Origin of the sequence: Marivita sp. GX14005 (assembly GCF_023370775.1) — a bacterium.
GTDB lineage: Bacteria > Pseudomonadota > Alphaproteobacteria > Rhodobacterales > Rhodobacteraceae > Marivita.
Window position 1 is genome coordinate 259,934 of record NZ_JAMCCQ010000001.1, and the last position, 21,442, is coordinate 281,375.

Consider the following 21,442-nt stretch of genomic DNA (forward strand, 5'->3'; position numbering starts at 1 on the left):
CATCGACATGACCGATTTCACCATGAACAAGGACGCCGATGGCGTCGCCCTCATCACCTGGGACGTGCCGGGCAAATCGATGAACGTCATGACGCGGGAATCGATGGTCGTTCTCAATGACCTGATCGACGACGCGCTGGCCGATGAGGCCGTCAAGGGCATCGTCATCACGTCCGGCAAGGCCGATTTCGCGGGCGGGATGGACCTGAACACATTGGCGACGATCCGCGCCGAGGCGGGAGACGATCCCGCCAAGGCGCTTTTCGAGTTCACGATGAACGGGCATCACATGTTGCGCAAGATCGAGCGTGCCGGGATGGACCCCAAGACGCTCAAGGGCGGCAAACCGATTGCGGCCGCCCTGCCCGGAACGGCGCTTGGCATCGGGCTGGAACTGCCGCTGGCCACGCATCGCATCTTTGCCGCCGACAATCCGAAAGCCAAGATCGGTCTGCCCGAAATCATGGTCGGCATCTTCCCCGGCGCTGGCGGCACGACGCGGCTGGTGCGCAAGATGGGGGCGATGGCGGCCTCGCCCTTCCTGCTCGAAGGCAAACTGTCCGACCCGAAGAAGGCCAAGGCGGCGGGCATCATCGACGAGGTGGTGGACGATCCGGTCGCCGCTGCGCGCGAGTGGGTGCTGAACGCGAAAGATGCCGATCTGGTCAAGCCGTGGGACGCCAAGGGCTACAAGATGCCGGGCGGCGCGCCCTATCACCCCGCAGGCTTCATGACCTTTGTCGGAGCCTCTGCCATGGTGAACGGCAAGACCAAGGGTGCGTTCCCTGCGGCGAAGGCGCTTCTGTCGGCGGTCTATGAGGGCGCGCTGGTCGAATTCGACACGGCGCTGCGGATCGAGGCACGATGGTTCACCAATGTGCTGCTGAACCCGTCATCCTCGGCGATGATCCGGTCGCTTTTCATCAACAAGCAGGCGCTGGAAAAGGGCGCGGTGCGGCCCGAGGGCGTTGACGATCAGTCAGTCAAGAAAGTCGGCGTGTTGGGCGCGGGCATGATGGGTGCCGGGATCGCCCTGGTGTCGGCGCAGGCGGGGATCGAGGTTGTGCTTCTGGACCGCGAGCAGGCAGCAGCGGACAAGGGCAAGGCGTATTCCGCGGACTATGCCGCCAAGGGTGTCAGCCGCAAGAAGATCACGCAGGACAAGGCCGACGCCATGCTGGCGCGGATCACGGCGACCACGGAGTACGGCGATCTCGCGGGATGCGATCTGATTGTTGAAGCGGTGTTCGAAGACCTGAAGATCAAGGCCGAAGTGACGGCGGAGGTCGAAAAGGTCGTGGGCGAGGAGTGCATCTTCGCCACCAACACCTCGACCCTGCCGATCAGCGATCTGGCCAAGGCCAGCAAACGGCCCGAGCAGTTCATCGGCATCCATTTCTTCTCTCCGGTGGAAAAGATGATGCTGGTGGAGATCATCAAGGGCCGCGAGACCGGCGACCGCGCGGTGGCCAAGGCGCTCGATTTCGTACGCCAGATCCGCAAGACGCCCATCGTGGTGAACGACGCGCGGTTCTTCTATGCCAACCGCTGCATCATTCCCTACATCAACGAGGGCATCCGCATGGTGAAGGAGGGCGTGGCCCCTGCCCTGATCGAGAACGCGGCGAAGATGGTCGGCATGCCGCTCGGTCCGCTGCAACTGGTGGACGAGACATCCATTGATCTGGGCGCCAAGATCGCCCGCGCGACCCGTGCGGCGATGGGCGATGCCTATCCCGATGGCGAGGTGGACGAGGTGATCTTCTGGATGGAAGAGCAAGGCCGTCTGGGCCGCAAGACCGGCGCGGGGTTCTACGACTACGACGACAAGGGCAAGCGTGAGGGGCTGTCTGACGTGGTCAAGGCGCAATATCCGCAATCGGACGACCGGCCCGATCTTGTCGATGTGCAGCACCGCCTGCTTTTCGCGCAGTCGCTTGAAGCGGTGCGCGCGCTGGAGGATGGGGTGCTCATGGACATTCGCGAAGGCGACGTGGGCGCGATCCTTGGCTGGGGCTTTGCACCTTGGTCGGGCGGGCCATTTTCGTGGCTCGACATGCTGGGCGCGGAATATGCCGCCGCACGCTGCGACGAGTTGGTGGCAGCATATGGGGAGCGCTTCGCCTGCCCCGACTTGCTGCGCGACATGGCGGCGAAGGGCCAGTCGTTCTATGGGCGGTTCGGGCAGAAAGATCAGGCCGCGTAAACCGTTTCTTCAGACCTTGTTCATTAGACGTCGTCCGGCCCGGCCGGGCGGCGTTTCAATGTTGAGGTCAAAACCGATAGTCGAACTGCTCTATATCCTCTGCGCATATTTGTGCCACCGCTTCGGCGGCGGCATCCGTATAGACGCTGCGATGATCGCGTGGCCGGTCGGATCTGTTCACATGCGGCAGGGCTGGCGTGAACCCCAGGTGCTGCGAAAGTGGGCCGAGATCCTCTTCCAGATGCTCCAGCCGGATAAAAAGCGCCGCGCGATCCTGCCCAGACGCATCGCGCGTGTAGCTGCGATAGGGCGCGGCGGAAAGTGTTGTGCGGGTTTGCTCATGCGCCACGAATTGAGGGAATGGCAGCGCCGCGGCGAGCGTGACCGCAGGATGTGCGAAGCTTTGCGCGCGCAACCAGTGATAATAGCTGACCAGCCGGTCCCACGGGTTCCGCACCAGCGTGAAGACGAACATCCCGTCAAGCGCGTCCGGCGAAACGATCCCGTCGATATCGGCAAGGGTGCTGTGTTTCCAGAGCCGGCCTCGCCCGCGCAGCTTGGCAAGCCTGTTCTTCCGCTTCCGCGCCTTCGGTGTGTCGCCGATCAGGATGTCGTCGCGATGCGCGCGGTCCTCGAGCGCGAGCGCCATCGATGTGCCGCCCGTCTTGGGAATGTGAACGAAGATGAAACGGCGTCCCGGCGAGATGATCATGCGCCGGGTGTGGCAGCGATTGCAGACACTGGCAAGCGGCTGGCGCATTGCGCGGAAAGCGCGCCTTGTGTAGGCTTTGTCCAATCAATGAGGCAGAGCAGCCCGCATGACCGCGCTCAAGGAATTTCAACGGCTTGAAGCCGCAGGCATCTGGCGCGCAACGCCCGAAGATCAACGCAAGGATGTCATCGTCTCGCTCGGCAATGCGTCCCTTACCATTTTCGATCTGCGGGAAAACGTGCTGGCGCATTGGTCCGTCGCCGCCGTGGCGCGCGCAAACAAGGGGCAGACACCTGCCATTTACCATCCCGACGGCGATCCGGGCGAAACGCTCGAACTCGGCAAGGACAGTCCCGAGATGATCGATGCGATCGAACGTATCCGCACCGCCATCGAGAAAAGCCGCCCCCGCCCCGGAAAACTGCGCGTCTGGATCACTGCGCTCATCGCTGCGCTCGTGCTGGCGGGGCTGATTTTCTGGCTTCCCGATGCGCTGCTGCGCCATACCGTACAGGTGGTTCCGGCGGTCAAACGCGACGAAATCGGCGACGCGCTTCTTGAACGGATCACGCGCATTTCCGGTGCCGCTTGCACATCGCGCGAGGCAACCGAACCGCTGCGCCGCATGGCGTCCCGCGTGCTCGGCCCCGGTCAGCGCGGCGCGCTCGTGGTGCTTCCGGGCGGCGTGAAAACGACGGCCCATCTCCCCGGTGGACGCATCCTTCTCAATCGCTCGCTTGTCGAGGATCCCGAAGATCCCGATGTGACCGCCGGTTACATCCTCGCCGAACGGCTCCGCGCGCTCAGCCGCGATCCGCTGGAAGACATGCTCGTTCAGACTGGCCTGTGGTCGAGCCTGCGATTGCTGACGACCGGCGAGATGAGCGAAACCGATCTCGAACGATACGCAGAGCATCTGCTGTCGCAAAACCCGCCGGCCCTGTCGAATGACATGTTGCTCGCCGCCTTCGAAACGGCCGAGCTGCGCTCGACGCCCTATGCCTATGCGCTCGACGTGACAGGCGAAACCACGCTGCCGCTGATCGAGGCCGACCCGATGGCCGGCGGCGGCGCCCGCCCGGTGCTCAGCGATGCAGATTGGCTGCGGCTACAGGGAATTTGCGGCGAGTGATCAGTGTCCGAGCCCTTTCCCGCGCCCGACGATCACGGGCCTCTGGATCGTCGTCGCGCCGCTGACGCTGCGGCGGGGAACGGTATGGCTCATTACCCGTTGCGAGGCGATATAGCCTTCGGGCGTCATATGCGCCCGGTGGGGATTGAGCCGGTCGTCCTCCCAGGCGCGCTTGTAGCCCTTGGGCACGGGCGGCAGCCTATCGCCCTGCGCCGTATAGACATGCAGCGGAACGATCCGCGTTTCGGCCGACCGCTTCGGTGCGGTGTATTTCGGGTTGGGCAGATCACGGTTCGGAACACCGCGCACGGCGCGCTGCGGGGCCGGCGCGGTGACGATCTCGGGCGCAGCCTTCGCGACCGGTTGCGCCGGAATACTCGGCTCCTGACCGCAAATCGGCCTGCGATCCCGCGACACGCGCGGCACCCAGTTCACCGCGCCGTCGACACCGGCGCGCACATAGACACAGCCGCGGCTATCGACATATTGCCGCGCCTTGTAGCCTTCGGGCGGCGCCTCGGCCGGCGGGCCGACAGAGCGTGCGCCCTGCGCAAGCGCCCCGGTTGCGGTGAAGGCGAGCAGGGCCAGCACGGCCAAGGCCCGGGATGTGAAAGCAGTCATGTATCCGTCCCCACAGATGCAGGGCGAGACTGCCTGCCAGCCCCTTGCCTGTAAAGCGTTATTTCGTCCCGAACATCCGATCCCCGGCATCGCCAAGCCCCGGCACGATATACCCGCGTTCGTCGAGCCGTTCATCGAGCGAGGCGGTCACGATGGGCACGTCCGGGTGGGCCTCCCTCATGCGCGCGACGCCTTCCGGCGCGGCGAGAAGGCACAGGAAGATGATGTTCGTCGCCCCCGCCTGCTTGACCAGATCGACCGCCGCGGCGGAGCTGTTGCCGGTGGCAAGCATCGGATCGACGAGGATCGTGACCCGTTCGTCGAGCCCGGTCGGCACCTTGAAGTAATATTGCACGGGCTTGAGCGTTTCCTCGTCGCGGTAAAGCCCCACGAAACCGACCCGCGCCGCCGGGATCAGTTCGAGAATACCGTCGAGCAGCCCATTGCCCGCTCGCAGGATCGAGATCAGCGCCAGCTTCTTGCCATCGATCACCGGCGCGTCCATCTCGCACATGGGCGTTTCGATCCGCCGCGTGGTCATCGGCAATCCGCGCGTGACCTCGTAAGCGAGCAGCAGGCTGATTTCGCGCAAGAGCTGACGGAAGGATTTGGTCGATGTGTCCTTCTCGCGCATCAGGGTCAGCTTGTGCTGAACGAGCGGGTGTTCGACGATGGTGAGATGCTGGCTCATGCGTGCTCCAGTTTTTCGAGAACCCGCGCGCGGGTCTGTTCATCGCAGAAGGCCGCCGCGACGGCGGTGCGGTTGATATCGGCGAACACCTCGGCATCCCAGCCGAAGGTCTGCGCAAGATTGCGGTATTCCGTGCGCATGGTGGTGTGAAAGAAAGGCGGATCGTCGGTGGAGACCGTGACCTTCACGCCGCGCTTGCGCATCATGTCGATCGGATGGCTGGCCAGATCGGGATAAACGCCGAGCGCCACGTTCGAACCGGGGCAGACCTCCAGCGTGACGCCTTTCTCGATCAGAAGATCGAGCAGCGCGGGATCGCTCGCGGCCTGAACGCCGTGGCCTATGCGTTCGACCCCCAGATCCTGCACCGCATCGCGCACCGATTGCGCCCCGCCCCATTCGCCGGCATGGGTAGTCAATTGCAGACCGGCCTCGCGCGCCATGTCGAAACTGTAGGCGAAGTCCTTTTGCTGGCCCATATTCTCGTCGCCGCCCATGCCGAAGCCGGTGATCCAGTCGCCCGCCGTCTCGGCGGCGCATCGTGCCGTGGCCTTGGCACGTTCGGGGCCGAAATGGCGGATGCAGGTGACGATGCCGCGCAGGATGATGCCCATGTCACGCTCTGCCGCGTCCGCAGCGTCCTGGATCGCATGAAGGTATTCGCGCCATGCAGCCAGATCACCGCCGCCGCAGAATTCGGGCGAGATGAAGGATTCGACATAGATCACATCGTTGGCGGCACATTCCTCCAGCAGCGCCGTGGTCAGCCGCGCGTAATCCTCCGGCGTCCTGAGCACCTGCGTCGCCGCCTCGTAAACGCTGAGGAAATGGACGAAATCGCGGAACGCATAGCTGCCATCGGGCGCGAAAACGCCATCGAGGCCGATCGATTTCTTCTGCGCCAGCGCGCGGATGAACGCCGGAGGGGCTGCGCCCTCGTGGTGCAGATGCAGCTCGACCTTGGGCAGCCGTTCGATCCGGTGCAATTGCTCTTCGTTCATGTTCGATCCCTTGCTAGAGAAAACTTCGTCCCGGCCCCTGCGCCGGTATGCCCAGATGCGCGGCAACGCTGGCGCCGACATCCACAAAGCCGACGGGTCCGATCTCGCCCTGCCCCGCGCCGGCGATCAGCACCGGCACCCGTTCGCGGGTGTGATCCGATCCGGTCCAGGTCGGGTCGTTGCCATGATCGGCGGTGATGAGCAACAGGTCAGTGTCCCGAAGCGTCGGAAGCAGCTTGCCGATTTCGCCATCGAACCATTCGAGCGCGCGAGCGTATCCCGACACGTCGCGGCGATGCCCATAGAGGCTGTCGAACTCGACGAAATTGGCAAAGACCAGCGCGCCGTCCGGCGCGGTTTCGATCTGTGCCGCCAGATGCTCCATCAGCACCGCATCGCTGCCCTTGTGAACCTCGTCGATGCCCGACATGGAGAAGATATCGCCGATCTTGCCGATCGCGATCACCCTTTGCCCGGCATCCTGAACCCAGTTGGTCAGCACCGGCTCGGGCGGGGCGATGGCGAAATCGCGGCGGTTCGTCGTGCGTTCGAACGCGCCTTCGGTGCCCACGAAAGGCCGCGCGATCACCCGCCCGATGCGGCGCTCGTGAACCATCGGGGCAAGATCCTCGCAAAGCCGAATCAGGCGCTCCAGCCCGAACGCCTCTTCATGAGCGGCGATCTGCACCACGCTGTCGGCGGAGGTGTAGCAGATCGGTTTTCCCGTGCGCAGATGCTCGGCGCCGAACTCCTCGATGACCTTGACCCCGTTGCTGTGGCAATCGCCAAGAACGCCATCGGTGCCGGCAAGCTCGCAAATCCGCGCGGTGATATCGGGCGGAAACGCCGGCTGCGTGTCGGGTAGATAGGTCCAGTCCCAGGGCACCGGCAGACCGGCAAGCTCCCAATGGCCCGAGGGCGTGTCCTTCCCGCGTGATACCTCCGTGGCGGCCGCCCAGCAGCCTGTCGGCACAACATCGAGGCCCGGCGCAGTTTGCCCGCAGGCCAATGTTAGCGCGGGGCCAAGGCCCAGCGCAGCCAGATTGGGAACGCGAAGCGGACCTGATCGGCGGTCCTCGGACTCCCCTCGCGCGCAGGCTTCGGCGATATGCAGCACGGTATTTGCCCCGGTATCGGGCGTGCTGTCGTTGAAGAACTCGCCCGCATCGGGTGCGCCCCCGATACCGACGGAATCCATCACGATCAGAAAGGCACGGCTCATATGACTGTCTCCAGTATCAGCTTGGTTGGCGGGGCATCTTCCCCGAAACGTATCGCGGCGAGCACGGCCTGTGCGGCGGCATCGGCCTGTTCCTCGCGGGCCGCATGGATGCGCGCGAGCGGCTGGCCCTTTGCGATGCGGCTGCCCAGCGACACAACGTCGGAAAGACCCACGGCAGGATCGATCCTGTCGGTTTCCACCTGCCGGCCGCCACCCAAACCGACCACGGCAAGCCCGAGCGCCTCGCCGTCGATGGCGGTAACGGTGCCGGCTTGCGGCGCTATCACCTCGCGGATCACCGGCGCTTCGGGCAGGAAACGCGCCCAGTTTTCGACGAATTGCACAGGCCCGCCCATCGCGGCGACCATGCGCCCGAACCGCTCCGCCGCCGCACCCGAGGAGATGGCCTTCCGCAGTATCATCTCGGCATCCTCGTAACCCGCGCTTTGCAACAGCGCCGTGCCCAGCGCGATGGTCAACTCGGCCAGCCGTCCTTCGGACTGGCCGCACATCACGCGCATCGCCTCGGCCACTTCGAGCGCGTTGCCGAGGCTGCTGGCCAGCGGCTGCGACATATCGGTGATGAGCGCCGACGCCCGGCACCCCGCCGCCTTGGCCGTCTCCACCAGCGCGCCGCCCAGAGCGCGTGCCTTCTCAGGCGTCTTCATGAAGGCACCCGATCCGCATTTGACGTCGAGCACCAGCCCATCGAGCCCGGCGGCGAGTTTCTTGGACAGGATCGAGGCGGTGATGAGATCGAGGCTTTCGACAGTCGCCGTCACATCGCGGATCGCGTAGAGCCGTTTGTCGGCGGGCGCGATATCGGCCGTGGCACTGACGATGGCGCAGCCCGCCTCCGCGACGATCCGCCGGAACTGCGCCTCTCCGGGATCCGTGCGCAACCCGGGAATCGCCTCGAGCTTGTCGAGCGTGCCGCCGGTATGGCCTAGCCCCCGTCCCGAGATCATCGGGACATAGACGCCGCAGGCGGCGAGCGCGGGGGCCAGAACGAGGCTCACGCAATCGCCCACACCGCCCGTTGAATGCTTGTCCAGCACCGGCGCGCCAAGATCCCAGCGCAGCACCGCCCCGCTGTCGCGCATGGCGGTCGTCAAGGCGGCGCGCCCGGCATCGCCAAGCCCGTTGCAGCACACGCCCATCGCGAAAGCGCCGGCCTGCGCATCGCTGACGCTGCCATCGGCGAGCCCGCGCGCGAACCAGGCCAGAGCCTCGGCGTCCGGCGCTTCCCCCCGGCGCAGCGCGGCAATGACGCTGCGTGCATCCATCACGCGCGATCCATGTGGCCCGGGCCGAACGCGCCGGGCAAGAGATTGCCTACGGTCGTCCGCCGCTCCGTGCCCTGCGTGGTCGCAAGCGTGACCGGCACATCGGCACCGGCGAACTCGGCGAGCTTCTGGCGGCATCCGCCGCAGGGCGGCACCGGATCGGGACTGTCTGCGATCACATAGACCTCCACGATCTCGCGCTCGCCCGCCGCCACCATCGCGGCGATGGCCCCGGCCTCGGCACAGGTGCCTTCGGGATAGGCGACATTCTCGACATTGCACCCGGTAAAGATATGGCCATCCGGTGTGCGCAAGGCCGCCCCGACCCTGAAATTCGAATAGGGCGCATGCGCGTTTTCCCTGACGCTGAGCGCCTTTTGCCTCAATTCCATCCATGCCCCCGGCAGCTGCGTTGCGGATGCCATGATTGCGAGCGCGCGCCCGCGATTGCAAGGGCCGGGGGGAACCGCGCATCGGAACGTCGCGTTGACTTGTCAGAAAGGAGACCGACCATGCCCATGCAGAACAGCCTCGCGCTCGACCCTTCCGTCGGGCTTGGCCCCGATCCCGAAGAGGAAATGACCGAGAAGCAGGCGGTCAAGCTACGCGAACTCACTTCCCGAGCCGGAGAAGCCTTCGACGGTAGCCTGACGCGCCGTCAGGCTGAGCGCCGCATCGCGCATCTGGAGGAATATCTCAGCTAGGCGCGGCCTTTTCCTCCTGCAAAAATGCGGCTACCCCTGAGGCATAGCTTTCGGGGGAGACAGCATGTCCGACAACAATAACGAGACGCTGCGTCAGGCGGCGCTTTTCTATCACGAGCATCCGAAACCGGGCAAACTCGAGATCCGTGCCACCAAACCGATGGCGAACGGACGCGATCTGGCGCGCGCCTATTCACCCGGCGTGGCCGAGGCCTGTATCGAGATCCAGTCCGATGAAACGGCAGCTTCGCGCTATACCGCGAAGGGCAATCTGGTCGCCGTCGTCAGCAACGGCACCGCCGTACTTGGCCTCGGAAATATCGGTGCGCTGGCGTCCAAGCCGGTGATGGAAGGCAAGGCGGTCCTTTTCAAGAAATTCGCCAATATCGATTGTTTCGATATCGAAGTGAACCAACCCGATCCCGAAAAGCTGGCCGAAATCGTGTGCGCGCTGGAGCCCACCTTCGGGGCGGTCAACCTTGAAGACATCAAGGCGCCCGATTGTTTTATCGTCGAAAAGATCTGCCGCGAACGGATGAATATTCCGGTCTTCCACGATGACCAGCACGGCACCGCCATCGTCGTCGGCGCGGCGGCGACCAACGCGCTTCACGTCGCGGGCAAATCGTTCGAGGATATCAAGATCGTCTCCACGGGCGGCGGCGCGGCGGGGATCGCTTGCCTCAACATGCTCGTCAAGCTCGGCGTGCGGCGTTCGAACATCTGGCTGTGCGACATTCACGGGCTGGTTTATGAAGGCCGGACCGAGGATATGAACCCCCAGAAAGCGGCCTTTGCCCAGACAAGCGATCTGCGCACGCTGGACGAGGTGATCGACGGCGCCGATCTGTTTCTCGGTCTCAGCGGGCCGAAGGTTCTCAAGCCGGACATGGTAGCGCGCATGGCGACGCGTCCGATTATTTTCGCGCTGGCCAATCCCAACCCCGAAATCCTTCCCGATGAGGTCACGGCAGTGGCCCCGGACGCAATCATGGCCACCGGGCGCAGCGATTATCCAAATCAGGTCAACAACGTGCTGTGTTTCCCGTTCATCTTTCGCGGGGCGCTCGATGTGGGCGCAACGGAAATCAACGACGCGATGCAGATCGCCTGCGTCGAGGGGATCGCCAAGCTCGCGCGCGCAACAACCAGCGCGGAAGCGGCGGCGGCCTACCAGGGCGAGCAACTCACCTTCGGCCCGGATTACCTGATCCCCAAACCGTTCGATCCGCGACTGTCGGGCGTCGTCTCGACCGCTGTGGCGAAGGCGGCGATGGAGTCGGGCGTCGCGCAGCGCCCGCTTGCCGATATCAAGGCCTACAAGGATAAGCTGGATGCGAGCGTCTATAAATCCGCCTTGCTCATGCGCCCGGTTTTCGAGGCGGCGGCCACCGCCGCACGGCGCATCGTTTTTGCCGAGGGCGAGGACGAGCGCGTGCTGCGCGCGGCGCAGGCGATCCTCGAGGAAACCACCGAAACGCCGATCCTGATCGGCCGGCCGGAGGTGATTGCCACACGCTGCGAAAGGCTCGGGCTGGAGATCCGCCCGGACCGCGATTTCACCATCGTGAACCCGGAAAACGACCCGCGCTACCGCGACTATTGGGAGACCTATCACCGCATCATGGCACGGCGCGGCGTCACGCCCGATCTGGCCCGTGCGATCATGCGCACCAACACCACCGCCATCGGCGCGGTAATGGTCTATCGCGATGAAGCCGACAGCCTGATCTGCGGCACGTTTGGCGAATATCGCTGGCATCTGAACTATATCGAACAGGTTCTCGGCTCCGACAGCCTCAGCGCACATGGCGCGCTCAGCCTGATCATCCTTGAAGACGGCCCGCTCTTCGTCGCCGATACGCATGTGCGCTCGCTGCCCACCCCGGAAGAACTGGCGCAAACTGCGATCGGCGCCGCGCGCCATGTGCGCCGCTTCGGGTTGGCGCCCAACATTGCCTTCTGCTCGCAATCGCAATTCGGCAATCAGGCCGAAGGCTCCGGCAAGCGGCTGCGCGAGGCGATGCGGCTTCTGGATCAGGCGCCGCGCGATTTCTGCTATGAGGGCGAAATGAATGTCGATGCTGCGTTCGACCCGGAATTGCGCGAGCGGCTTTTCCCCGGCAACCGGATGCAAGGCAGCGCCAATGTGCTGATATTCGGCCATGCAGACGCGGCCTCCGCGGCGCGGAACATCCTCAAATCCAAGGCTGGCGGGCTGGAGGTGGGGCCGATCCTCATGGGCATGGGCAACCGCGCGCATGTCGTTACACCGGGTATCACACCGCGCGGGCTGCTCAACATGGCGGCGATTGCCGGCACGCCGGTAGCGAAATACGGCTAGACCTTTTCGCGGCCTAGCTTTTCCAGAAAAGCCTGCGCTTCGGTAAGGACCGTTTCCTTGCGGTCCGCATCCATCCGGTCCCAGTTGGCATAGATGCGGCTCATGCGGTTGTTGCCCTCGAACCTTTGCCGATGGCGGTCCAGGAAATGCCAGTAGAGCAGATTGAAGGGACACGCATCCGGCCCCGTCTTGTCTTGCACCCGGTAGCGGCAAGATTTGCAGTAATCCGACATCCGGTTGATATACGCCCCCGAGGAGACATAGGGCTTGGACGCGATGATCCCGCCATCGGCGAACTGGCTCATGCCAATCGTGTTGGGTGCCTCGACCCATTCATAGGCGTCGATATAGACGCGCAGATACCAGTCATGCACCTCGGCTGGGTTCACCCCGGCGAGCAGAGCGAAATTGCCCGTCACCATGAGGCGCTGGATATGATGGGCATAGGCTTCTTCGGCCGTCTGGGTGATCGCCTTCGAGAGGCAGTTCATCTCCGTCTCGCCGGTCCAGTAGAAATCGGGCAGCGCGCGCTGGTGGTTCAGCGCGTTGCGGCGCGGATAATCCGGGCCTTCGCGGAAATAGATGCCACGGACATATTCGCGCCAACCGAGGATCTGGCGAATGAACCCCTCGACCGCGTTCAGCGGTGCGTGGCCGTCGTAATAGGCATCCTCCGCCGCGCGGCAGACCTCAAGCGGATCCAGCAGCCCGACATTCAGATAGGGTGACACCAGCGCGTGATAGAGGAAGCGATTATCGTTCAGCATCGCGTCCTGATAATCGCCGAAACGCGGCAGCGCGTAGATGATGAAATGCGAGAGCGCGCGCCGGGCCTGCCCCTGATCGGTGCCAAAGGAAAACGGGCGAAGCGCGCCGAAACTGTTGCCGAACCGCGCTTCAACCAGGTTGAGAACATCCTCCACCGTGTCATCCGGCGTGAATTGCATCGGGCCGCTGAAAGCGATGTCTTTCGGAGCGGGCTTACGGTTCTCGGCATCGTAATTCCACTTGCCCCCCTCGGGTTCGTCCCCATCCATGAGGATACCCGTCTTGCGCCGCATCTCGCGGTAGAAATACTCCATCCGAAGCGCCTTGCGTCCCTCGGCCCAGCGGTCGAATTCCGCCTGCGTGCTGATGAACCGCGTATCGGGTTTCATCGCCAGCCGCAGCGGCATATCCTCAAGGGCTGCGATCAGGCGCCATTCGCCCGGCTGGGTGGCGATCACCTCGGTTGCGCCAATCTCCTCGGCACGGCGCAGCAGCTCGCCCGGAATTGAGCCCGCGTTGCCCTCATCGTCGAGCCGCGTATAGCGAACATCCCATCCATCCCCGCGCAGCCGCGCCGCGAATTTGCGCATCGCGGCGAAGATAAAGGCGATTTTCTTGGGGTGATGCTGCACATAGGTGGTCTCGTCCGAAACCTCGGCCATGACGATCACATCGCTGGCCTTCTCGGCCTCCCGCAGTGCGGAGAGCGTATCGCTCAGCTGATCGCCGAGGACCAGAACGAGCCGGCTCACCAGGGGATTTCCTTGCCCTGCCAATCGTAGAACCCGCCGCTTTGCGCCGGATCAAGCCCCTCGATCACGCGCAAGAGGTTCCCGGCGGCCTCCTCGGGTGGCACGGTCGGGTGCGAGTCGGCGTATTTCGCGGTGAACTCGGTCGCCACCGTGCCGGGATGCAGCGCGACGCAGATTAGATCCTTGTGCGTCCGGCCAAGCTCTATCGCCGCGCCGTGCAGCATCTGGTTGAGCGCCGCCTTCGCGGTGCGGTAACTGTACCAGCCGCCCAGCCCATTATCGCCGATGGACCCCACACGGGCCGAAAGTGCCGCAAAGACGGCCCTTCCCTTGCGCGGCAAAAGCGGGATTGCGTGTTTGAGCACCAGCGACGGGCCGACCGTGTTCAACAAAAACTGATCCGCCATCGCTTTAGCCGTAACCGATTTCAACGTCTTTTCTGGCTCGGCACCATCGATCACAAGCGCGCCCGTGGCTACGAAGATCAAATCGAACGGCCCGTCCAAAGCGCTCAGCGCGTCGCGGATGCTGGTCTCGTCGGTCACGTCCAGACCGTCTTCGCTGCGCGAAAGACCCGTCACCGCCACGCCGCGCGCCGAAAGCGCCGCTGCAACCGCGCTGCCGATACCGCCGCTGGCGCCTATCACAAGTGCATTTTTCATGGCGCATTCAGCTAGGCCCGCCGCCCCGCCAGTCAACCGGATCAGGCCAGACCGCGCCAGCGCAAGACGGTGATGACGAGGATCGTCACCACAAGCAGATCGAACGCAACGCTGCCGAGAACGGACAGGATCTGACCTTTGCGGCGATCCTTGATGTCGATTCCGGCCAGATAGCTTCGCGCACGTTCGAACTCGGCTTGTGTCGCGCCCGGATCAGTGCGGGCGGCAAGGCGCGGGTTCTGCGCCATGGCGTCAGCCTCTGCGATCCTGGCGATATCCGAACGCACCGAAGCGGGCAAACGCCGCCGCGACCGCGCCAGACGGCGCGAGAGCGGACCGCGCCGCTGGCCCAGCCGGTGCGCCATCAAGGCGCAAAGCTCTTCTGCCTGATCCGTGATCGCCATGCCCGTGTTCATAAGACAAGTGATACGTCGCCGCTCAGGCTTGCTCAAGCCGCCATCCGCGCAGTATGCAGGCACGATGTTGAACATCCTTCCAAACCCCTCGGACGGGTCCGCCACGCCGCTTCTCATCGTGCACGGGCTTTACGGCTCGGGCCGCAACTGGGGCGTGATCGCCAAACGGCTTTCGGATCGTGGACGAACGGTCGCGGTGGATATGCGCAATCACGGCGACAGCTTCTGGGCCGAGAGCCATACTTATACCGACATGGCCGGCGATCTGGCAGAGGTAATCGAGGCCGAGGGCGCACCCATGGACGTGGTCGGGCATTCGATGGGCGGCAAGGCGGCGATGGTGCTCGCGCTGACGCGGCCCGATCTGGTGAATCGTTTGATCGTCGCCGATATCGCGCCGGTCGCATACACCCATTCGCAGATGCAATTCATCGAAGCGATGCGCGCCGTCGATCTGGCGCAGGTCGAAAAACGCTCGGACGCCGCCGCGCAGCTTGCCGCGTATGTCGAGGACACCACCCTGCAGGCGTTTTTCACCCAGTCGCTCGATCTGAAAAACCGCCGCTGGAAACTCAACCTCGATGCGCTGGCCGATCAGATGCCGCATATCCTCGGCTTTCCCGAGATCGACGCGACGTTCGACAGGCGCGCTCTGTTCCTGTCAGGTGCGCAATCCGACTACGTCACGCATGCGCATCGCCCGGCGATCCGCGCCTTGTTCCCGAAAGCGCGTTTCGTGAAAATCCCCGGCGCCGGCCATTGGCTGCACGCCGAAAAGCCGCGCGAGTTCGAAGCCGCCGTCAGGGCGTTTCTCGATCAATAGCCCCGACAATAGCGTTCCGAACTGCCCGAGAACCGCTTGTAGCGATCCCAGAACGCGTCGTCGGAAGACGATTTCGACATCCAGACGTCATGTGCGCGCTGCGGATCGCGGAAGAACTTGGCCGATCTGCGCTGATCGCTGCCGGAAAGCGTTTGGTCGGCGACCCATTGTATACATCCGCACAGACGCGGATTGCGCGCTTTGCGATCGGATGCGTTACATGCGCGGCTGATCGGCCCGCTGGACAAACGCGTGACGACCCCGCTGTCGATCCGGTCGACGCGCCCGCCTCCGCAAGCCGCAAGCAGCGCCGCCATCATCAATGCTGCAAATATTCTCATGATTGCCTGCCCGGTTTCATCGCGCCCCGCGCGGATGGTCTTGCGCCACCCTACCCGCAAGGCTGCCCGGCTCAACCGTGCCTCAAACGCTGAGATATTTCAAATCACCTTTTGCATAAGGAGCGGGCCGCCCTCGCGCCATCTTGACCGGAGGTTGAAACCGCATCATATCCGCCCCATGACAGAGCTTTCGCGCATCCGCAATTTTTCCATTGTTGCCCATATCGACCACGGGAAATCCACCCTGGCCGACCGCTTGATCCAATCCACCAACACCGTCACCGAACGGGAGATGAAGGAGCAGCTTCTCGACTCGATGGATATCGAACGCGAGCGAGGCATCACGATCAAGGCCAATACCGTGCGGATCGAATACAAGGCCGCCGATGGCGAGGTCTATATCCTCAACCTGATCGACACTCCGGGCCACGTGGATTTCGCCTACGAGGTCAGTCGCTCCATGCGTGCGGTTGAAGGCTCGCTTCTGGTGGTGGACGCAACGCAGGGCGTCGAGGCGCAGACGCTGGCCAACGTGTATACGGCAATCGACGCCGACCACGAGATCGTGCCAGTGCTCAACAAGATCGACCTGCCCGCCGCCGAGCCCGAGCGCGTCAAGGAACAGATCGAGGATGTGATCGGCATCGACGCCTCGGAGGCGGTCGAGATTTCGGCCAAGACCGGCTTGGGGATTCCCGACGTTCTGGAAGCCATCGTCACACGTCTGCCGCCGCCGCATGGCGGGGAGCGGGATGCGCCGCTCAAGGCGATGCTGGTGGACAGCAAATACGATCCCTATCTGGGCGTCGTGGTGATCGTCCGCGTGATCGACGGTGTGCTGAAAAAGGGCCAGCGCATCAAGATGATGAAGACCGGCGGCACCTATGACATCGACCGGATCGGCGTCTACCGCCCTGCGATGCAGACGGTGGACGAGCTTGGCCCCGGCGAGATCGGCTACATCACCGCCCAGATCAAGCGCGTCGCCGATACTCGCGTCGGCGATACGATCACGACCGAAAAGAAGGGCACCGAAACGCCCCTGCCCGGCTTCAAACCGTCGATCCCGGTGGTGTTCTGCGGATTGTTCCCGGTCGATGCCAATGATTTCGAGGATATGCGCGACGCCATCGAGAAGCTGGCGCTCAACGATGCGTCTTTCACCTACGAGATGGAAACCTCCGCCGCGCTCGGCTTCGGCTTCCGATGCGGGTTTCTGGGCCTGCTGCATCTCGAAGTGGTGCGCGACCGGCTGGAGCGCGAATACAATATTGATTTGATCACCACCGCGCCGTCGGTGATCTATCACGTCTACACCAAGGACGGCGAGATGCAGGAGTTGCACAACCCCGCCGACATGCCCGACCCCTCCACCATCGACCATCTCGAAGAGCCGCGCATCAAGGCGACGATCCTCGTGCCCGACGAATATCTGGGCGATGTGCTCAAGCTCTGCCAGGACCGGCGCGGCATCCAGCTCGATCTGACGTATGCGGGCAGCCGCGCGATGGTCGTCTACGATCTGCCGCTCAACGAGGTGGTATTCGATTTCTACGACCGGCTGAAATCCGTTACCAAGGGGTATGCCAGCTTCGATTACCAGGTGATCGGCTATCGCGAGGATAACCTCGTGAAGATGCAGATCCTCGTCAACGACGAGCCGGTCGATGCGCTCTCCACCATGGTGCACCGCGACCGCGCGGAAACGCGTGGGCGGGCCATGTGCGAAAAGCTCAAGGATCTGATCCCGCGCCATATGTTCAAGATCCCGATACAGGCGGCCATCGGCGGCAAGGTGATCGCCCGCGAAACGCTGGCCGCGCTGCGCAAGGACGTGACGGCGAAATGCTATGGCGGCGACGCGACCCGCAAGAAGAAGCTTCTGGAAAAGCAAAAGGCCGGCAAGAAGAAGATGCGCCAGTTCGGCAAGGTGGACATCCCGCAGGAAGCCTTCATCTCGGCCCTGAAGATGGACACCTGAGAACGCCCCGGCATTGCCTTGCCGATCCACGGTTTCGTGAGCGGAGAGCGCTGCCAATACGGGCCGACACCCGCTAGGATCCCGCGCGAGTCCCGAGCAGGAGCAAACCCATGCGCGCGCTTTTGATTGCCGCCCTCACCCTCGCAGCCAGTTCCGCACAGGCGGAGATCTGCGATTTCCGCCCCAGCATCCTTGCCGAAAAGGCCGGTAAGGTCGCAAAATCCACCGCCGGAGCGGTTGCCGGAGCGGCCGGTGAAGGCGTCCGCGCCCTCGGCGTCTACACGCTGGAGAACCCGGTTTCGGGCGCCAGCATGATCGGCAGCGGAGTCAGCGGCGCGGTATCCGCCGGCAGTACCGTCGCCGGCAGCGCGGGCGGAGCGTTCGGCACGGCGACCGCCATCGCCACCGCGCCGGTCACGATCGCGGTCGCCGGGCTGACCGCCGCCGCACTGGGCAGCTACGAAGGTGTGTGTCATTTCCGCGAGGACCGAATCACCGACTATGACGAGATTCTCTTCATCGTGAGCAACCTTGCGGCCAACTCGGATCCGACCCGCTTCCAACTGATCCTGCAAGGCACGGAATATGTCACGCTCAAGGGGCGCGATGCGATTGCCGGCACGGACAAACTGCGCGTCGCTTCGACGGGCATCGGCCCTTTCATCTTCGACGTCGAAGACCTCTATATCGCCGATGGCGTGCTCATGCATCGCGATTACGGGCGGAACACCGTGATCGGAAATATCGGCCTGCGCGTCGTGAACGATTAGCGCGGCTCGCGCGTTTGCCTCAGGTCAATGCCCGAACCGTCAAATCCGCGCAGGCTCGGCGGCAATCACAGGAGACCGAAGATGGACACCTCTGAACAAAAATCGCTTCTGCTCAAACGCCGCGAGGAGATCACCAGCGATCTTGCCGAAATCGAGGATCGGCTGGATGAGCCGATGTCCGACGACATGGACGATCTTCCTTCCGAACGGCAGGAAGACGAGGTGCTTCAGGCGCGCGGCAACTCCGATGTAGATCGCATCCGCGCCATCGATGCCGCCCTCGACAGGATCGAGAATGGCTCCTACGGAACCTGCGCCTCGTGCGGCGCCGAGATCTCGGATGAACGGCTCAAGGCCGTGCCTGAAACCGCCCTGTGCCGCGATTGCGCTCGTTCTGCCTAAGCTCACGGCGATTTGATCCGCGTCAAGGAAGCAGCCTGCACGGCGTGGAATAAACGCAAAAAATCCGTTAGCAAAGGAGCCTTCGATGCTGCGCCTCGCTTCCATTCTATATTCCTTGATCGGCACGTCCCTCGCGGGCGTCGGCGTGATCGCCGTGCTGACCGCAGGTTATGTCGATCCCATGCCGATCGTTGCCGCCGCGGCCGCCGGCGCGCTTCTGGGCCTTCCGGTCAGCTGGTATGTGGCGCGGGAAATCTCCAAGGGCTGATTGCGCTCCCGTGCCGGATATCGAACGCATCGTCATTCTAAGCGGCGCGGGCCTTTCGGCCGAAAGCGGGCTCGACACGTTTCGCGACGCGGGCAAGCTTTGGGCGCAATACCGGATCGAGGATGTCGCCACCCCCGAGGCTTTCGCCCGCGATCCTGCCCTCGTGCACCGTTTCTACAACATGCGCCGCGCACAGGCGGCCTCGGCCCGACCGAACCCTGCCCACCGCGCGCTGGCAAGATTGCAGGCCGATTGGCCGGGCGAGGTCACGCTTGTGACGCAGAATGTGGACGGTCTTCTCGAAGCGGCAGGGGCAAGTCCCATCCATATGCACGGTGCTTTGTCCCGCGCGATTTGCGCGGCCTGCTCCTATCGCTGGGACGCGCCAGCGGAGATGTCACCGGACGATCCATGCCCCGCCTGCACCGCGCCGGCCACGCGCCCCGATATCGTCTGGTTCGGTGAGATGCCGCATGAGATGGAGCGTATCCTGTCGGCGATCCACAGCTGCGATCTTTTCGCCGCTATCGGAACTTCGGGCCAGGTCTATCCCGCCGCCGGTTTCGTCGAAGAGGCCCGGCGCAGCGGGGCCGAAACCGCGGAGCTGAACCTGACGAACAGCGATATGTCACGCGCCTTCGACGCGCATATCACCGGACCGGCCAGCAACATCGTGCCGGCTTGGGTCGAAGCGCTCCTTCAACCGAAGCGCTAAGGGCGGGCACATCGCCCGCCCCGCTATCTTCCGCTACCGCGATTTGCCCTTATCCATTCCGCCGTGATCCTGCCGTTCGAGATCGACCGGCACATCGACGACCATGTCGCCGGCCTTTTCGAAGGTCAGCGTGATGCTGACTGTCTTGCCTTCATCCAAAGGTTCGTTCAGCCCCATCATCATGACGTGCTTGCCTCCACGCTGCAGGACGGTCTCGCCGCCGGCGGGCAGGTCGAAGCCTTCCTCGACATGGATCATTCGCATCACGCCTTCTGCGTTTTCTTCATGCGTATGAAGCTCGACCTTCGCGGCGATATCGCTGGAGACATCGACAAGCCGGTCGTCCTCGGCGCCAGTGTTGCGAAGGATCATGAACGCCGCCCCCGTCTTGGCCATCGGCGAGGCGGAACGTGCATAGGCATCGCTTACCTCGATCTCGGCGAATGCGGGCAAGGCAAAGAATAGGGCTGTTGCCCCGGTCAGAATTGTTTTGATCATGTCTGGTCTTTCCGTTCGAGTTTCGTGAATTTCGCTCAAACGAAACGCGGCGGGCCGCGTGCCATTTCGGCAGGTGCTTTGCGCCCCGCCGAGACAAGCTCGTAAGTCGCCGTCCAGAGCTTGCCCCATATTTCATGACGCGCTACCGCGGGCTCGTTCCTTTCCAAATCGACAAGACCCGCAATAGCATAGTCCGGGCAAATGACCGTGCCGCCTGTCGGCGTGCCATCTTCATCGACCAGAACATGCACCGGCCCTGTGCCGGTGCAGATTTCCATGATCCCAACGGCCGGCGCCTGTCCGCGCGCGGCGGCGAGTTCAACACCGGTCGCGCCGATCAGGGCAACCAGAAGAAATCCAATCGAACGGCGTATCGAAGACTGCATGGAATCGGTCTACGCTGCCACGGCGCGATCGCAAGGCGACAAAAGGAAACAGCCCCGCGCGATCGAACGGCGGGGCTGAGCGAAGCTGGAAATCGAAACGGTTTACGCCTCGGCGGATTGCGCCTTGGCGATCTCTTTCTTGACCTTCAACGCGCTCGGCGACAGATCGGTATCCTTGGCTTTGGCAAGAAACTTATCCAGCCCGCCGCGGTGATCGACGCTGCGCAGCGCATGCGCGGAGATGCGCATCTTGATGCCCCGCCCAAGTGTTTCCGACTGCAGCGTCACATCATTGAGGTTCGGCAGAAAGCGCCGGCGTGTCTTGTTGTTGGCGTGGCTGACATTGTTGCCAGTCATCGGGCCCTTACCGGTCAATTCGCATACACGCGACATGGGTTCGTCCTCGTCTTGTCATAGGCGGCCGATCGGCCGTGCACCAATATGAAAGGGCGCCGACTGACAGCGCCCGGAATCTCGTTTGCTGTCCTTAGAGCCATGCGCTCAAAGCGTCAAGTGCCAGCCCGGCGAAAACGCACCGGGTTTACCCGCACGCGATTGGGGGCTCTGCCCCCGCCGCCGCAAGCGGCGACTCCCCCGAGATATTTGAAAAACAGAGAAGGTGGGAGGATTGGTCCACCCCCTGCGCATCGGCAGGGGGCTTCTCCGTTTACGGTCATCGGTGTCTCCGCCTGTACCGCCTCACAAATTTGATAGCCAAAGCTTAATATTCCGTTACTTCTC

Annotated in this window: 24 protein-coding genes; 10 read left to right on the top strand and 14 right to left on the bottom strand. The window is 63.5% G+C overall.

Annotated features, from left to right (window positions below; translation table 11 throughout):
* Nucleotides 1–7 precede the first annotated feature (7 nt).
* Nucleotides 8–2,206, top strand: coding sequence for a 3-hydroxyacyl-CoA dehydrogenase NAD-binding domain-containing protein (locus M3465_RS01375; RefSeq protein WP_249499907.1), 2,199 nt, complete (start codon nt 8–10; stop codon nt 2,204–2,206).
* Between the two features lie 67 nt (nt 2,207–2,273).
* Here M3465_RS01375 and M3465_RS01380 read toward each other — a convergent pair whose 3' ends face one another.
* Nucleotides 2,274–2,918 carry a sulfotransferase family 2 domain-containing protein gene (locus M3465_RS01380; protein ID WP_249500837.1) on the bottom strand — a complete coding sequence of 215 codons (645 nt, stop codon included), beginning with the start codon at nt 2,916–2,918 and terminating at the stop codon, nt 2,274–2,276.
* 106 nt (nt 2,919–3,024) lie between these two features.
* Between M3465_RS01380 and M3465_RS01385 the strand changes: the two genes are divergently transcribed.
* Nucleotides 3,025–4,050: a hypothetical protein gene (locus M3465_RS01385; RefSeq protein WP_249499908.1), complete on the top strand. Its 1,026-nt coding sequence runs from the start codon at nt 3,025–3,027 to the stop codon at nt 4,048–4,050.
* Here the strand turns inward: M3465_RS01385 and M3465_RS01390 are convergent, their stop codons facing one another.
* From M3465_RS01390 to M3465_RS01415, 6 genes are read right to left on the bottom strand one after another with little or no spacing between them, the layout of a single operon-like run.
* Nucleotides 4,051–4,671 (bottom strand): hypothetical protein, encoded by a 621-nt coding sequence (locus M3465_RS01390; protein WP_249499909.1) that lies wholly within the window; start codon nt 4,669–4,671, stop codon nt 4,051–4,053.
* 58 nt (nt 4,672–4,729) lie between these two features.
* Complete coding sequence (gene upp, locus M3465_RS01395) at nt 4,730–5,362, bottom strand: uracil phosphoribosyltransferase (RefSeq protein ID WP_249499910.1); 633 nt, start codon at nt 5,360–5,362, stop codon at nt 4,730–4,732.
* Nucleotides 5,359–6,363, bottom strand: coding sequence for an adenosine deaminase (locus M3465_RS01400; RefSeq protein ID WP_249499911.1), 1,005 nt, complete (start codon nt 6,361–6,363; stop codon nt 5,359–5,361). Before M3465_RS01400 ends, upp begins: the two co-directional genes overlap by 4 nt.
* A 13-nt stretch (nt 6,364–6,376) precedes the next feature.
* Entirely contained in the window at nt 6,377–7,585 is a 1,209-nt protein-coding gene (locus tag M3465_RS01405) for a phosphopentomutase (RefSeq protein ID WP_249499912.1), read from the bottom strand.
* Nucleotides 7,582–8,871, bottom strand: coding sequence for a thymidine phosphorylase (locus tag M3465_RS01410; RefSeq protein WP_249499913.1), 1,290 nt, complete (start codon nt 8,869–8,871; stop codon nt 7,582–7,584). Before M3465_RS01410 ends, M3465_RS01405 begins: the two co-directional genes overlap by 4 nt.
* Nucleotides 8,871–9,263 (bottom strand): cytidine deaminase, encoded by a 393-nt coding sequence (locus tag M3465_RS01415; RefSeq protein ID WP_249500838.1) that lies wholly within the window; start codon nt 9,261–9,263, stop codon nt 8,871–8,873. The genes M3465_RS01410 and M3465_RS01415 overlap by 1 nt, the downstream gene beginning before the upstream one ends.
* Nucleotides 9,264–9,383: 120 nt before the next feature.
* Here M3465_RS01415 and M3465_RS01420 point away from each other — a divergent pair, with 120 nt between their 5' ends.
* Entirely contained in the window at nt 9,384–9,575 is a 192-nt protein-coding gene (locus tag M3465_RS01420) for a DUF3072 domain-containing protein (protein WP_249499914.1), read from the top strand.
* A gap of 64 nt (nt 9,576–9,639) precedes the next feature.
* Nucleotides 9,640–11,919 carry an NADP-dependent malic enzyme gene (locus M3465_RS01425; protein WP_249499915.1) on the top strand — a complete coding sequence of 760 codons (2,280 nt, stop codon included), beginning with the start codon at nt 9,640–9,642 and terminating at the stop codon, nt 11,917–11,919.
* On the opposite strand, the gene M3465_RS01430 is transcribed toward M3465_RS01425, so the two are convergent.
* The 3 genes from M3465_RS01430 to M3465_RS01440 are packed head-to-tail and all read right to left on the bottom strand — an operon-like array spanning nt 11,916 to nt 14,505.
* Complete coding sequence (locus M3465_RS01430) at nt 11,916–13,439, bottom strand: cryptochrome/photolyase family protein (RefSeq protein WP_249499916.1); 1,524 nt, start codon at nt 13,437–13,439, stop codon at nt 11,916–11,918. The two genes, M3465_RS01425 and M3465_RS01430, sit on opposite strands and share 4 nt — an antisense overlap.
* Nucleotides 13,436–14,101, bottom strand: coding sequence for an SDR family NAD(P)-dependent oxidoreductase (locus M3465_RS01435; RefSeq protein WP_249499917.1), 666 nt, complete (start codon nt 14,099–14,101; stop codon nt 13,436–13,438). Before M3465_RS01435 ends, M3465_RS01430 begins: the two co-directional genes overlap by 4 nt.
* Nucleotides 14,102–14,142: 41 nt before the next feature.
* On the bottom strand, nt 14,143–14,505 hold the full coding sequence (locus M3465_RS01440; protein ID WP_249499918.1) for a hypothetical protein: 363 nt from the start codon (nt 14,503–14,505) through the stop codon (nt 14,143–14,145).
* Between the two features lie 76 nt (nt 14,506–14,581).
* Here M3465_RS01440 and M3465_RS01445 point away from each other — a divergent pair, with 76 nt between their 5' ends.
* Complete coding sequence (locus M3465_RS01445; RefSeq protein ID WP_249499919.1) at nt 14,582–15,340, top strand: alpha/beta fold hydrolase; 759 nt, start codon at nt 14,582–14,584, stop codon at nt 15,338–15,340.
* Here the strand turns inward: M3465_RS01445 and M3465_RS01450 are convergent.
* Complete coding sequence (locus M3465_RS01450; protein ID WP_249499920.1) at nt 15,334–15,681, bottom strand: hypothetical protein; 348 nt, start codon at nt 15,679–15,681, stop codon at nt 15,334–15,336. The two genes, M3465_RS01445 and M3465_RS01450, sit on opposite strands and share 7 nt — an antisense overlap.
* 178 nt (nt 15,682–15,859) lie before the next feature.
* On the opposite strand from M3465_RS01450, the gene lepA reads away from it, so the two are divergent.
* The 5 genes from lepA to M3465_RS01475 all read left to right on the top strand — a co-directional run bounded on the left by lepA (nt 15,860) and on the right by M3465_RS01475 (nt 19,817).
* Nucleotides 15,860–17,662, top strand: coding sequence for a translation elongation factor 4 (lepA, locus tag M3465_RS01455; protein WP_249499921.1), 1,803 nt, complete (start codon nt 15,860–15,862; stop codon nt 17,660–17,662).
* 110 nt (nt 17,663–17,772) lie between these two features.
* Nucleotides 17,773–18,432 carry a hypothetical protein gene (locus tag M3465_RS01460; RefSeq protein WP_249499922.1) on the top strand — a complete coding sequence of 220 codons (660 nt, stop codon included), beginning with the start codon at nt 17,773–17,775 and terminating at the stop codon, nt 18,430–18,432.
* An 81-nt stretch (nt 18,433–18,513) separates the two neighbouring features.
* Nucleotides 18,514–18,834: a TraR/DksA family transcriptional regulator gene (locus tag M3465_RS01465; RefSeq protein WP_249499923.1), complete on the top strand. Its 321-nt coding sequence runs from the start codon at nt 18,514–18,516 to the stop codon at nt 18,832–18,834.
* Nucleotides 18,835–18,919: 85 nt separating this feature from the next.
* Nucleotides 18,920–19,102 (top strand): hypothetical protein, encoded by a 183-nt coding sequence (locus M3465_RS01470; protein WP_249499924.1) that lies wholly within the window; start codon nt 18,920–18,922, stop codon nt 19,100–19,102.
* Nucleotides 19,103–19,121: 19 nt separating this feature from the next.
* Nucleotides 19,122–19,817, top strand: a complete 696-nt coding sequence (locus tag M3465_RS01475) for an NAD-dependent deacylase (protein WP_249500839.1) — start codon at nt 19,122–19,124, stop codon at nt 19,815–19,817.
* Between the two features lie 33 nt (nt 19,818–19,850).
* Here M3465_RS01475 and M3465_RS01480 read toward each other — a convergent pair whose 3' ends face one another.
* From M3465_RS01480 to rpmB, 3 genes are all read right to left on the bottom strand, one after another.
* Entirely contained in the window at nt 19,851–20,315 is a 465-nt protein-coding gene (locus M3465_RS01480; protein WP_249499925.1) for a copper chaperone PCu(A)C, read from the bottom strand.
* Nucleotides 20,316–20,350: 35 nt separating this feature from the next.
* Complete coding sequence (locus M3465_RS01485) at nt 20,351–20,701, bottom strand: hypothetical protein (RefSeq protein WP_249499926.1); 351 nt, start codon at nt 20,699–20,701, stop codon at nt 20,351–20,353.
* Nucleotides 20,702–20,803: 102 nt separating this feature from the next.
* On the bottom strand, nt 20,804–21,094 hold the full coding sequence (rpmB, locus tag M3465_RS01490) for a 50S ribosomal protein L28 (RefSeq protein WP_249499927.1): 291 nt from the start codon (nt 21,092–21,094) through the stop codon (nt 20,804–20,806).
* Nucleotides 21,095–21,442: the final 348 nt, after the last annotated feature.

Excerpts from the sequence above, each read along its gene's own strand:
- M3465_RS01425 (WP_249499915.1), top strand. The coding sequence starts at position 9,640 with ATGTCCGACAACAATAACGAGACGCTGCGTCAGGCGGCGCTTTTCTAT.
- M3465_RS01415 (WP_249500838.1), bottom strand. The coding sequence starts at position 9,263 with ATGGAATTGAGGCAAAAGGCGCTCAGCGTCAGGGAAAACGCGCATGCG.
- M3465_RS01420 (WP_249499914.1), top strand. The coding sequence starts at position 9,384 with ATGCCCATGCAGAACAGCCTCGCGCTCGACCCTTCCGTCGGGCTTGGC.
- rpmB (WP_249499927.1), bottom strand. The coding sequence starts at position 21,094 with ATGTCGCGTGTATGCGAATTGACCGGTAAGGGCCCGATGACTGGCAAC.
- M3465_RS01480 (WP_249499925.1), bottom strand. The coding sequence starts at position 20,315 with ATGATCAAAACAATTCTGACCGGGGCAACAGCCCTATTCTTTGCCTTG.
- M3465_RS01445 (WP_249499919.1), top strand. The coding sequence starts at position 14,582 with ATGTTGAACATCCTTCCAAACCCCTCGGACGGGTCCGCCACGCCGCTT.
- M3465_RS01400 (WP_249499911.1), bottom strand. The coding sequence starts at position 6,363 with ATGAACGAAGAGCAATTGCACCGGATCGAACGGCTGCCCAAGGTCGAG.
- M3465_RS01460 (WP_249499922.1), top strand. The coding sequence starts at position 17,773 with ATGCGCGCGCTTTTGATTGCCGCCCTCACCCTCGCAGCCAGTTCCGCA.
- M3465_RS01435 (WP_249499917.1), bottom strand. The coding sequence starts at position 14,101 with ATGAAAAATGCACTTGTGATAGGCGCCAGCGGCGGTATCGGCAGCGCG.
- lepA (WP_249499921.1), top strand. The coding sequence starts at position 15,860 with ATGACAGAGCTTTCGCGCATCCGCAATTTTTCCATTGTTGCCCATATC.
- upp (WP_249499910.1), bottom strand. The coding sequence starts at position 5,362 with ATGAGCCAGCATCTCACCATCGTCGAACACCCGCTCGTTCAGCACAAG.
- M3465_RS01450 (WP_249499920.1), bottom strand. The coding sequence starts at position 15,681 with ATGAGAATATTTGCAGCATTGATGATGGCGGCGCTGCTTGCGGCTTGC.
- M3465_RS01410 (WP_249499913.1), bottom strand. The coding sequence starts at position 8,871 with ATGGATGCACGCAGCGTCATTGCCGCGCTGCGCCGGGGGGAAGCGCCG.
- M3465_RS01440 (WP_249499918.1), bottom strand. The coding sequence starts at position 14,505 with ATGGCGATCACGGATCAGGCAGAAGAGCTTTGCGCCTTGATGGCGCAC.
- M3465_RS01390 (WP_249499909.1), bottom strand. The coding sequence starts at position 4,671 with ATGACTGCTTTCACATCCCGGGCCTTGGCCGTGCTGGCCCTGCTCGCC.
- M3465_RS01380 (WP_249500837.1), bottom strand. The coding sequence starts at position 2,918 with ATGATCATCTCGCCGGGACGCCGTTTCATCTTCGTTCACATTCCCAAG.
- M3465_RS01485 (WP_249499926.1), bottom strand. The coding sequence starts at position 20,701 with ATGCAGTCTTCGATACGCCGTTCGATTGGATTTCTTCTGGTTGCCCTG.
- M3465_RS01385 (WP_249499908.1), top strand. The coding sequence starts at position 3,025 with ATGACCGCGCTCAAGGAATTTCAACGGCTTGAAGCCGCAGGCATCTGG.
- M3465_RS01405 (WP_249499912.1), bottom strand. The coding sequence starts at position 7,585 with ATGAGCCGTGCCTTTCTGATCGTGATGGATTCCGTCGGTATCGGGGGC.
- M3465_RS01465 (WP_249499923.1), top strand. The coding sequence starts at position 18,514 with ATGGACACCTCTGAACAAAAATCGCTTCTGCTCAAACGCCGCGAGGAG.
- M3465_RS01375 (WP_249499907.1), top strand. The coding sequence starts at position 8 with ATGACCGATTTCACCATGAACAAGGACGCCGATGGCGTCGCCCTCATC.
- M3465_RS01470 (WP_249499924.1), top strand. The coding sequence starts at position 18,920 with ATGCTGCGCCTCGCTTCCATTCTATATTCCTTGATCGGCACGTCCCTC.